Genomic DNA, 12,261 nt, shown 5'->3' with positions numbered 1-12,261 from the left:
TTTTTTATCAAATATTATACTGCTTTGTAATTTTTATTTTGAAACCATCATTCCCGCAATCTCTCCCTTACAAACAATTTGTCCCTCTTCATTTTTCATCTCTACTTTACATTTTAGTTTATTAAATCTAAAATAGATTTTTTCAGAAATCACAGTAACTTTTTCAGAGGGAAATACTGGTTTTAAGAAATCAATACTACTTGATGTTAAGGCAATTGTAATAGATGTATTAGTTGTATTATTTAATAAATAAATACCCAAACTAACTACTCCTATTTGCGCCATTACTTCTGTTAAAATTACACCAGGGGTTATAGGATTATTTTTGAAATGTCCTTCGTAAAAGTCCAGCGTAGGATCAAAAGTGAAATTCCCCTCTACTCCATTCTCATTTACTTTAGTTATTTCATCTACAAATAAGAATGGCTTGGAATACGGTAATTTAGAGATGATTTCATTGCTAGTCATGCACTGTAAAATTATTTATTAACATTTGACCTTACCTTTTAAAATAAAAAAATAATTAAGTTAAACTACGATCTTAAAACTGTAATAAAACCCTTTGAGCAGAAAATCCGGGTCCAAAACTTAGCATTACTCCTTTTGTTCCTTTTAAATCAGTCTTATCCATAAAACGTTCTAGAACATATAAAACGGTGGCACTCGACATATTTCCATATAGTCTTAAAACTTCTTTAGTATCATCTATGTTTTTGCCTAAATCAGAAAATAGAGCCTCGACTGTTTGCACAATCTTTTTTCCACCTGGATGGAATATTAAGTGATCAATATCGTTAATTTTTAAATTGTTTTTTTCTAAAAACGGATGAATAATCATGGGGAAATGGGATGCAATTGTATCCGGTACTTCGATATCTAAAACCATCTGCAAGCCGGAATTTGTAAGCTTAAAACCCATCATGTGTTCATTGTCATAAAAGTGATACATCTCTTCGGCTAGAATCTCTGGCCCACTGTCATCAGGATGAGAAGACAATAAAGCACAGGCCGCTCCATCACCAAATATTGCCGCGCTAACGATATTAGACATCGAGTAATCATTTAGTTGAAAGGTTGCTGTAGGACTTTCGACTGCTATTACAGCAGCTCGCTTTCCAGGATTAGCTTGCAAGAAATTCTTGGCATAGATTATACCGGAAATACCTGCAGCACAGCCCATCTCGGTTACAGGCAATCGTACGATATCTTGCCTTAACTTTAATTTATTAATTAAATAAGCGTCTAAAGACGGGATCATAATTCCTGTACAACTCACTGTAATGATATAATCAAGATCTTTTGGATCCCAACCCGATTTGTCCAATGCTTTTTGGAGTACTTTTTCACCTAAATCAATAACTTCTCTAGTGTAAATATCATTGCGCTCTTCAAAAGAAGTATTAGTAAAAACTTCCAAAGGATCCATTATCGAATAGCGCTTGTCTACAGCTGCGCCCTCAAATATTTTTTTTACTTTTCGAATAAAACGCTCGTCCTGACCTGTAAGCCAAGAGTCCAGAAAAGGGACAATCTCAGCTGTCGTTCTCGAATATTTTGGCAGTTGCTTTGTAACAGTATTTATTTTTACACTCATATTTTTGAAATTATCCATTGGTAACGAAAGGCCCATTTCCAATGAATGGTATAATTTTTAAAATTTAATTTTTTGGAAAATTCAATTAATTCTTTCTTTTTAAAACCTCTTAAAATTGAAATTAATCCATCTTCTCTTGACATATCATTCAGTTGAAAAACGAAACATAAACCTTGAAATAATCGATATGCTAGAGGACTTCGATGCAAATCATTAATCACGACACCAAGTCTCGAATTTTTATAAAAAGTATCCACAATATTCAAGATTTCTGCATCCTTGAAGTGATGCAAGGTTAATGTACAAAGGGCAATATCGTATTTTAATTCTTTAAAAGACGGGTCAAAGATATCCTCACAACGATAACTAATGTTTTTATAGTTTAGCGATAAACTTTTAGCGTGCTCAACCGTAAAATTATTAGCATCAATTCCAATCAAATTAAATTTAATATTATAATGTAAACCATAATCGGCAATAGCACGTAGCATATCTCCGTTCCCGCAACCAATATCAACAATAGTTATTTCGCTTATTTTGGAACTCTCATCTATCAACTCCCTGACTCCAAGTAAAGTTAACTTGTTTCCGCCTAAAAGTTGGTTAATTTTAGCGATTTTATCCAAAGCATCTCGTAAAACCTCACCTTCTAAAGCAAAATCATCCATGATCTCGGGTTCATCCGTTCTTTGTTTTGTATCTAGAAACATAAGTGATTGCTATAAAATGGCTTTACCATGTGTTTTTTTTATAATTATTGGTAATAGAAAAGGAAATACAATTAATATACGCATTAGCATAGCTGCAAGTTTTTCCTTTTGTAAAATTCTCCCTAATAGACGACCAATTTGTAATCGTTTCTTAAAATTATAGTTCCATTGTTCGCTATATTTTTTTTCAAAGACTTCTCTTGTTTTAATTTCTCCGCTACTATAACTAATTACTAATTCTGCCGCAATTTTAGCGCTGTGAATTGCCATTGCCATTCCGTTACCACACAAAGGATGAATTAAACCAGCAGTGTCTCCAATCATAAGAATATGATCTTCTACACATTTTTTTTCTTCAAATGATACTTGACTAATAGTTAAAGGCTTTTCGAATTGCAGGATAGCTTCATCAAAGATTTGTTTTAGATGAGGATTTTGACTCGCGACTTTATTTTCATATTCTCTGATAGATTTGTATTGTTTAAAAGTTTCGTAATTAGCTAGATAACATATGTTTACTAAATTGTTTTCAATTTTAGAAACACCACAATATCCTCCCTTAAAATGATGTAAACCTACAAGATCATCAGGAAAATTTAATTTATAATGCGCCTTTACACCAAGCCAATTAGACTGTTTCTGAATGAAACTGCGTCCTAGTTTTACATCTAAATTTGATCTTTTACCAAAAGCACCTAACACAATTGCTGTTTTGTAGGTATTTAAATTTGTAGTAATCGTAAAATAATCCTTAACGAAGTTAATGTCTGCTACAGTCTCTTGGACTATTGAGCACCCTCTTTTTGTTGCTTCAGTATATAAATACTGATCTAATTCATATCTACTAATTCCAAAACCACCTAAAGGCAGCTGTGTATTGATCGATTTACCTGATACTAACGAAAACGAAAGCTTTTCTATATGTGTTGGTTTCAAAGATTCAATATCTAATCCCAATGATTCTAGATAGGGTACTACCTCATTAGAAATATATTCACCACACACTTTATGTTTAGGAAATTCATTTTTCTCTATGATAATGACTTCCTGATTATGGTTCTTTAAGTGAATAGCTGCAACAAGTCCTGCTAATCCACCACCAACAATAAGTACAGCATCATTTGTCATATCTCGTAAATTTACTGTTTAAGATCAATATATTGTTTCAATATTTCATAAAATTTGAGATATTTAAGCTTTGTAAAGGTAAATGACCTTAATTATTTTAAATATGAAAAAAGTTAATCAGAAAGCATTCTTGATGGTATTGCTCCTTGCTCTTTTAATAACTTATTATTGCGCTGGATTATTTTATGATCCTAGATATATCGTTTTTATTAAGCCCTTTATTATTCCCACTTTTCTTTTTTATATATGTACCACTAACAAAGAAAGTTTGACTTTAAATTATTTAGCATTCGCTACTTTATTTTACATCAATGAAATTTTACTATTATTTTGGGAAGACTCAGTACCCTTATACAAGGCTTCCTTGATTGCCTCTTTTTTTTGTTATTTAGCTTTAATTAGCATGGGATACAGTTCAATTAAGAGTAGATCTCTCTTTACCGTGCCCAAAGGATTTTCATTATTTATTTTGGTTTTGAATTGTATTTTCTTACTAGCTGTGCTTTATATTTTAACTAGTTCAATAAATGATATTATTCTTAATGTTATCATTGTTTCAAACGCAATAATCGCTGTGTTTCTTGGAGCGACTGCCGTTATTTATTTAGGAAAATTCGCGGATAAAAAGGCGTATTACTATTTTTTCGGTGCTTTTGCTCTTATATTTAATGATATTTTTGCTGCTATTGGCACCTATATTATTGATAATATTGTCTTAAATACACTTGACAGAATTTTACATTTTACTGCCTTTTACATCATCTATCTTTTTGTAAGTAAGCCAAAAAAAAGGTTGGTAATCTTGAAATAGATTACCAACCTTTACATATTGTTTATAAAATTTTACACTCTATTTTCTTTTATTTCTTCTACAATTTCGGGATTTAATAAAGTACTAATATCTCCAAAATTTGAAAAATCACCTTCTGCAATTTTTCTTAAAATTCTTCTCATAATTTTTCCTGATCTTGTTTTTGGCAAACCAGATACAAACTGAATTTTGTCTAATTTTGCTATTGGACCAACGTGATCTGAGATGTGTTGGTTAATTTCTTTAAACAAGTTTTCCTTATTCCTAATTTCCCCCGACTCTTTTAAGATAACAAAACCATACAAAGCGTTACCTTTTACCTCGTGTGGGAAACCTACAATTGCACTTTCAGCCACGGCAGGGTGTTCGTTAATAGAATCCTCGATTGGTGCAGTTCCCAAATTATGACCAGACACAATTACAACATCGTCGACTCGTCCTGTAATTCTATAATAACCCACTTCATCTCTTAAAGCACCATCTCCTGTAAAGAATTTTCCTGGGAATTGAGAAAAATAAGTGTCTTTATAACGTTGATGATCTCCCCATATCGTACGTGCAATTCCTGGCCATGGGAATTTAATACACAAGCTTCCTACTACTTGATTGCCTTCAATTTCATTACGCTTTTCATCCATTAAAACCGCTTGAATACCAGGTAATGGTAGTGTTGCATAGGTTGGTTTTGTAGGGGTTACAAATGCAATTGGAGAAATCATAATACCTCCAGTTTCGGTTTGCCACCACGTATCTACAACTGGACATCGCTTTGCCCCAACGTGATCATTAAACCAATGCCAAGCCTCTTCGTTAATAGGCTCTCCAACGGATCCAATTACCTTCAATGTTTTTAATTCATATTTTTGAACATACTCTATACTTTCTTTTGCTAGAGAGCGAATCGCTGTAGGCGCTGTGTAAAATTGACTTACTTTATGTTTCTCTATTATTTGCCAAAAACGACTAAAATCAGGGTAAGATGGTACTCCTTCAAAAATTACAGTTGTAGCTCCGTTTAATAAAGGACCGTATAAGATGTAAGAATGACCTGTGATCCAACCAATATCAGCGGTACACCAAAAAACATCATTTTCTTCATAATTGAAAACATTTTTGAAAGTGTAGGCTGTCTGTACCATATATCCAGCGGTTGTATGTACCATTCCTTTGGGTTTCCCTGTAGAACCTGAAGTATATAAAATAAACAACGGATCCTCTGAATCCATTATTTCTGCTACACAATTATCCGATGCAGTATCTAATAAGGGTTGTAACCAAACATCTCTACCGTCTATCATTGTAACTGTATTGTTCGTTCTTTTAACGACTAATACTTTGTTTACCGATGAACAATTTTCTAATGCTTCATCAATAATATCTTTTAATTCTATTGTTTTGGTACCACGGAATCCGCCATCAGAGGTAATTACCATTTTACATTCACTATCATTAATGCGTGTCGCAACAGCCGTAGATGAAAATCCAGCAAACACTACAGAATGTATCGCTCCTATTCTTGCACAAGCTAGTGTGGCAACTGCTAATTCAGGAATCATTGGTAAATAAATACAAACTCGATCTCCTTTTACAATCCCTTGTTCTCTTAAAACATTAGCCATTTTACACACACGCTGATGCAAATCAGTATACGTAATATGCAATGCGTCTTCATCTGGATTATTTGGTTCAAAAATAATAGCTGTTTTATCTCCTCTCTTATTTAGATGCCTATCAATACAGTTTTTTGTTATATTTAATTTTGCTTCTGTAAACCATTTTATATCACCTTCGGCCATATTAAAGTCAACAACTTTATCCCATTGTTGGTACCAAGTAAAATTTTCTTCTGCAATTTTTCCCCAAAATTTTCTAGGTTCGCGAACAGATTTATTATAGTGTTTAAAGTATTGTTCTAAATTTTCAATTTTATAATAACTCATGCTTATTTATTTTTTTATAAATGTATTAAATAAGCGTTGAATGTAAAAGCAAATAAAATGATAAATTCGTATAAAAAAATACAAATTAGCATCGAAGATCTATGATATATTTAGAATATCATAAAAAATAACAGTTTTTGGATATAGTGCAAATTTAAAAAAGGCGCCAAAGTAAAACTAAGGCGCCTTTAAAATTAACAATATAGTATAACCAAAAATACAGAAACAACTAATCAGTAACCTAAGCATAAGATCAAAAATCATTCTATGCAGCTACAATAAATTTTTTAATTCTGTAATTTTTGGAAAAGATGACATCTTCAAAAAAATTAAACTTGTTTTATTTAAACAGAATCTTTTTAAAAGGAATTACTTCACTTAACTCGTTTTAGCTAGAGTTAAGTGAATGTAATTGGCATCATTTATATCATTAAATTGAATTTTATTATAACTAATTCAAAACAATAACCAACTTATGATAATGAGCAAATCTTAGCACACGCTCTAGTGCAGTAATTCCTGAAATTAATACAATTAAACTATTTTTTTCATTGCTGTCATGGACTCTCTTAGCCACGCACCTACTTCCTCTACAGGATGATTTCTGATTACACTATTTACTTCGATTAGTTCTTTATTATCTACTCCGTTTTCACCATTATTAAAAGGACGACCAACTAAATTACTAGGTGCATTTTTAACATAATCAGCTATTAATGGCTTACAAGCATGATCAAATAAATAACAGCCATACTCTGCAGTATCAGAAATTACGCGATTCATTTCGAACAATTTTTTTCTAGCAATTGTATTCGCGATAAGCGGTGTTTCATGTAATGACTCATAATAAGCAGACTCTTCTATAATCCCGGACTCAGTCATTGCTTCAAAAGCCAATTCAACTCCTGCCTTTACCATCGCCACCATTAAAACTCCATTATCATAGTACTCTTGCTCTGAAATTTCAAAATCACCTGCTGGTGTTTTTTCGAAGTTAGTATCTCCTGTGGCTGCTCTCCAAGCCAGTAAGTTTTTATCATCGTTATCCCAGTCTTCCATCATTGTTTTAGAGAAATGACCTGAGATAATATCATCCATGTGTTTTTGAAATAACGGACGCATGATATCTTTTAATTCGTTTGCAGTTTTAAAAGCAGCGATTTTAGCTGGATTAGATAAACGATCCATCATGTTAGTAATTCCACCATATTTTAATCCTTCGGTAATGGTTTCCCAGCCGTATTGAATTAATTTAGAAGCATAACCCGCATCAATTCCCTCAGCTACCATTTTGTCAAAGCATAAAATTGATCCTGTTTGTAGTAAACCGCATAAGATAGTTTGTTCTCCCATTAAATCCGATTTTACTTCAGCCACAAACGAAGATCTTAAAACGCCTGCTTTATGGCCTCCTGTTGCTACTGCGTAAGCTTTTGCTTGAGCTAAGCCTAAATCATTAGGATCGTTTTCTGGATGTACGGCAATTAAAGTTGGTACACCAAAACCTCTTTTATACTCCTCACGTACCTCTGAACCAGGACATTTGGGAGCACACATAATTACTGTAATATCTTTACGAATTTGCATTCCTTCCTCAACAATATTAAAACCATGAGAATAAGCAAGAGTTGAACCTTTTTTCATTAATGGCATTATAGCTGTGACAACCGCTGTATGCTGCTTGTCTGGTGTAAGGTTGCATACTAAATCAGCAGTTGGTATTAAATCTTCATAAGTACCTACTGTAAAACCGTTATCTGCCGCGTTCATAAAAGAGGCTCTCTTTTGAGCAATCGCCTCTGCACGTAAAGCGTATGAAATGTCAAGACCTGAATCTCTCATGTTTAATCCTTGATTCAATCCTTGAGCTCCACAACCAACAATTACAACTTTTTTACCTTTTAAAGCCGAAATCCCATCACTAAACTCTGATTGATCCATGAATTCACAAACTCCTAACTGTTCTAATTGTAATCGTAGTGGTAACGTATTGAAATAATTTGCCATTGTTTTTTATTTATTTATTTTTTAATTCTTCTAAAAGTGCTGAAATTTCCATTTTTTCTTTTGAAACTGATATCCTTCCTGAGCGTACGAATTGCATTATCCCGAAGGGTTTTAAGTTAGTATATAGTTCCTCGATTTCTGATCGTCTTCCTGATTTTGAAATCACAAAAAAATCTCTTGCTACTGTGACAATTTCTGAATTGCTTTCCTTTATAATATTTTGAATTTGTTTTTCGTCAAATAGCAAACTAGATTCGATTTTAAACAAAGCATTTTCTAAGAAAATTGTTTCATCATCTACATGATAAAAAGCCTTAATGACTTCTACTTGTTTCTCTATTTGTCCTACAATATTGTGAACCCATTTTTCAGTTGTATTCACGACTATTATAAAACGAGATACGTTTTCAATCTCTGATTCTGAAACATTTAAGCTCAATATATTAATGTGACGCTTCAAGAATATACCAGATATTCTATTTAGTAAGCCAACGTTGTTTTCTGAATAAACAGAAATGGTGAATGTTTGATTTTCCATTTTTTTTAATTTGAAAGTTTTTATGTTTAAAGTTCAAAGTCGGCCAACATTAAAATAAATGCTCCTATCTTTAAACCTTAAACTTTAAACTATTTTAAGACAAACGAATGTCTGAAACTGAGGCTCCTGTAGGTATCATTGGGAATACATTATTTTCTTTTTCGACCATAACTTCTAGAAAATAAGACTCTTTTGAAGCCATCATTTCAGCTACAGCTGCATCTAGATCTTCCCGTTTTGTTACCTTTTTTGCTTTGATATAATACCCTTCTGCTATAGCAACAAAATTTGGATTTGTCATTTCAGTAGACGCGTATCTTTTATCAAAAAACAATTGTTGCCATTGACGTACCATACCCAAAAACTCATTGTTTAATACCACAATTTTCACAGGTACTTTTGTTTGAAAAATTGTTCCAAGTTCTTGAATTGTCATTTGGAAACCACCATCGCCTATGATTGCAACTACTTCTCGATCTGGTCTACCCATTTTGGCACCAATAGCTGCTGGTAAAGCAAATCCCATTGTGCCTAATCCTCCTGAAGTAACATTACTTTTAGATTGTTTAAATTTGGAGTAGCGACACGTAAACATCTGGTGCTGACCAACATCAGAAACCATAATAGCGTCGTCATTAGCGTGTTTATTGATCATTTCAATTGTTTCACCCATTGAAATTCCTTTTCCATTTGTTGGTGCTAACTCTTCGTCAATTACTTTTTCGCACTCAACTTTGTACAATTCTTTAAATTTATTATGCCAATCATCATGTGATTTATTTGCTATTAAAGGAAGGATTGCTTCTAAAGCTTCTTTTACATCTCCAAGAACTGCCACGTCTGTTTTTACATTTTTATCAATTTCCGCAGGGTCAATATCAAAATGAATCACTTTTGCTTGCTTAGCGTATGTTTCTAGATTACCTGTAACGCGATCATCAAAACGCATTCCTAATGCGATTAAAACATCACACTCATTAGTCAAAATATTTGGAGCATAATTTCCGTGCATTCCTAACATTCCTACATTTAAAGGATGACTAGTAGGCAAAGCAGATAATCCTAAAATGGTCCAAGCTGCTGGAATACCAGTTTTCTCTACAAATTCTTTAAATACAGCTTCCGCTTGACTCAAAATAATTCCCTGTCCAAAAACTATAAATGGCTTTTTAGCATTGTTAATGATTTGGGCAGCTTCTTTTATCTTATCCAATTTTAATTTCGGAACAGCAATATAACTTCTAATTCCTTCGCACTTTTTATATGAGAAATCTAATAAATCAAACTGTGCATTTTTAGTGATATCAACTAAAACTGGCCCTGGACGACCTGATCTCGCTATGTAGAAAGCCTTAGCCATGATTTCTGGAATCTCCGATGCCTCTGTGATTTGGTAATTCCACTTGGTGACTGGTGTCGAAATCCCAATGATATCAGTTTCTTGGAAGGCATCAGAACCTAATAAATGTTTTCCAACTTGCCCTGTAATACAAACCATAGGGGTTGAATCAATCTGCGCATCTGCAATTCCTGTGACAAGGTTAGTTGCTCCAGGACCCGAAGTTGCGATTGCTACACCTACTTTACCAGTTGCTCTTGCAAACCCTTGTGCAGCGTGCGTTGCACCTTGTTCATGACGTACTAATACATGCTGTAGTTCATCTTTAAACTTATATAATTCATCGTAAACAGGCATAATAGCACCACCTGGGTAGCCATAAACCAAATCTACTCCTTCTGCTAATAGACATCTAATAACGGCTTCTGCGCCTGATATTTTATTTGTTCCCATTGGTTATAATTTTGTAGCGCTGAGGCTAAAGCTCTTTGCTTTATTTATCAGTAACACATCCCGTAGATGCACTAGATACTGATCTTATGTACTTTAGTAAAACTCCTTTTTTAATGCTTGTTTCGGGTTGTACCCATTTTACTTTTCTTGCAGCAAACTCTTCGTCAGAAATTTTTAGATTGATGGTGTTTTTTACGGCATCAATAGTAATAATATCACCATTTTCAACTAGTGCAATTCCACCTCCATCAAAAGCTTCGGGCGTTACGTGACCTACAACAAAGCCATGTGAACCACCAGAGAATCTACCATCCGTAATTAAAGCTACACTTTTACCTAAACCGGCACCCATTATAGCTGACGTTGGTTTAAGCATTTCAGGCATTCCTGGCCCACCTTTAGGTCCACAGTACCTAATGACGACCACATTGCCTGGTTTTACTTCTCCAGCACGAACTCCTTTTATTACATCATGCTCATTCTCATAGACAATGGCATCACCTTCAAAGTATTCTCCCTCGTTACCACTAATTTTGGCTACACAACCTTCTTCGGCAAGATTACCGTAAAGGATTTGGATATTACCTGTTGCTTTTAATGCTTTTTGGATTTCGTGAATAACGTCTTGTCCGTCGTTTAAATCAGGAACAGCAGCTAAGTTTTCAGCTAATGTTTTACCAGTTACAGTCAAGCAATTTCCGTGAAGCAACCCTTCTTTCAATAAATACTTCATTACTCCTGGAACTCCGCCTACTTCGTGCAAATCTTCCATTAGGTATTTACCACTTGGCTTTAAATCAGCAAGTAGTGGTGTTTTATCACTAATATCTTGAAAATCCTTTAATGTAATTTCGATATCAACAGAATGTGCCATTGCAATTAAATGCATCACCGCATTTGTAGAACCTCCTAGCACAGCCACCATGGTGATCGCATTCTCAAATGCTTCACGGGTCATGATGTCTCGAGGTTTGATATCTTTTTCTAATAATATTCTGATTGCTTTTCCAGCATCAATACACTCTTGTTTTTTTTCTTGGCTTAAAGCTGGGTTAGAAGAGCTATAAGGTAGGCTCATTCCTAAAGCTTCAATCGCTGATGACATGGTGTTTGCAGTGTACATTCCACCGCAAGCACCGGCACCTGGACAAGCGTTTTTAATAACCCCTTTGAAATCCTCTGGTTCGATAGTATTACTAAATTTCTTTCCTAATGCTTCAAATGCAGAAACAATATTTAGAGATTCTCCTTTCCATTTACCAGAGTGAATTGTTCCTCCATAAACCATAATCGATGGGCGATTCACGCGACCCATTGCAATTACAGATCCGGGCATATTCTTGTCGCAACCTGGAACGGCAATTAATGCATCATACCATTGTGCTCCCATAACTGTTTCGATAGAATCAGCAATTACGTCTCTTGAAACTAGTGAAAAACGCATTCCGTCTGTACCATTTGAAATCCCGTCACTTACGCCCACTGTGTTAAAAATAAGACCAACAAGATCTTCTTTCCACACGCCTTTTTTAATGTCTTTTGCAAGGTCATTTAAGTGCATGTTACACGTATTTCCCTCGTAACCCATACTTACAATCCCAACTTGCGCTTTGTTTAGATCTTCTTCAGTCAATCCTATTCCGTACAACATCGCTTGTGCGGCTGGTTGCGTTTCGTCTTGAGTGATAGTTTTACTGTATTTATTTAATTCCATTATATGTATTTCTGTCTGTATATTTAA

Annotated in this window: 10 protein-coding genes; 1 reads left to right on the top strand and 9 read right to left on the bottom strand. The window is 34.0% G+C overall.

From position 1 onward, the window contains the following. Positions 1–33 precede the first annotated feature (33 nt). The 4 genes from H8R22_RS10640 to H8R22_RS10625 form a co-directional block, all read right to left on the bottom strand. Positions 34–468 (bottom strand): 3-hydroxyacyl-ACP dehydratase FabZ family protein, encoded by a 435-nt coding sequence (locus H8R22_RS10640; protein ID WP_187010360.1) that lies wholly within the window; start codon positions 466–468, stop codon positions 34–36. 73 nt (positions 469–541) lie between these two features. After that, complete coding sequence (locus H8R22_RS10635; RefSeq protein ID WP_187010359.1) at positions 542–1,594, bottom strand: type III polyketide synthase; 1,053 nt, start codon at positions 1,592–1,594, stop codon at positions 542–544. Further along, positions 1,591–2,304 (bottom strand): methyltransferase domain-containing protein, encoded by a 714-nt coding sequence (locus H8R22_RS10630; protein ID WP_187010358.1) that lies wholly within the window; start codon positions 2,302–2,304, stop codon positions 1,591–1,593. Before H8R22_RS10630 ends, H8R22_RS10635 begins: the two co-directional genes overlap by 4 nt. A gap of 9 nt (positions 2,305–2,313) precedes the next feature. Beyond that, positions 2,314–3,432 (bottom strand): NAD(P)/FAD-dependent oxidoreductase, encoded by a 1,119-nt coding sequence (locus H8R22_RS10625; protein ID WP_187010357.1) that lies wholly within the window; start codon positions 3,430–3,432, stop codon positions 2,314–2,316. A 103-nt stretch (positions 3,433–3,535) separates the two neighbouring features. Between H8R22_RS10625 and H8R22_RS10620 the strand changes: the two genes are divergently transcribed. After that, entirely contained in the window at positions 3,536–4,243 is a 708-nt protein-coding gene (locus H8R22_RS10620) for a hypothetical protein (RefSeq protein ID WP_187010356.1), read from the top strand. 32 nt (positions 4,244–4,275) lie between these two features. On the opposite strand, the gene acs is transcribed toward H8R22_RS10620, so the two are convergent. The 5 genes from acs to ilvD all read right to left on the bottom strand — a co-directional run bounded on the left by acs (position 4,276) and on the right by ilvD (position 12,234). Then, positions 4,276–6,183 carry an acetate--CoA ligase gene (gene acs / locus H8R22_RS10615; RefSeq protein ID WP_187010355.1) on the bottom strand — a complete coding sequence of 636 codons (1,908 nt, stop codon included), beginning with the start codon at positions 6,181–6,183 and terminating at the stop codon, positions 4,276–4,278. 534 nt (positions 6,184–6,717) lie between these two features. After that, positions 6,718–8,190, bottom strand: a complete 1,473-nt coding sequence (ilvC, locus tag H8R22_RS10610) for a ketol-acid reductoisomerase (RefSeq protein ID WP_187010354.1) — start codon at positions 8,188–8,190, stop codon at positions 6,718–6,720. 10 nt (positions 8,191–8,200) lie between these two features. Then, complete coding sequence (gene ilvN, locus H8R22_RS10605; protein ID WP_187010353.1) at positions 8,201–8,728, bottom strand: acetolactate synthase small subunit; 528 nt, start codon at positions 8,726–8,728, stop codon at positions 8,201–8,203. Between the two features lie 94 nt (positions 8,729–8,822). Continuing rightward, positions 8,823–10,520, bottom strand: a complete 1,698-nt coding sequence (gene ilvB, locus H8R22_RS10600; protein WP_187010352.1) for a biosynthetic-type acetolactate synthase large subunit — start codon at positions 10,518–10,520, stop codon at positions 8,823–8,825. Between the two features lie 40 nt (positions 10,521–10,560). After that, positions 10,561–12,234: a dihydroxy-acid dehydratase gene (gene ilvD / locus H8R22_RS10595; RefSeq protein ID WP_187010351.1), complete on the bottom strand. Its 1,674-nt coding sequence runs from the start codon at positions 12,232–12,234 to the stop codon at positions 10,561–10,563. Positions 12,235–12,261 lie beyond the last annotated feature (27 nt).

The organism is Flavobacterium kayseriense (assembly GCF_014305095.1).
In the GTDB taxonomy this organism is placed as follows: domain Bacteria; phylum Bacteroidota; class Bacteroidia; order Flavobacteriales; family Flavobacteriaceae; genus Flavobacterium; species Flavobacterium kayseriense.
This window is presented reverse-complemented; position numbering and strand designations above follow the sequence as displayed.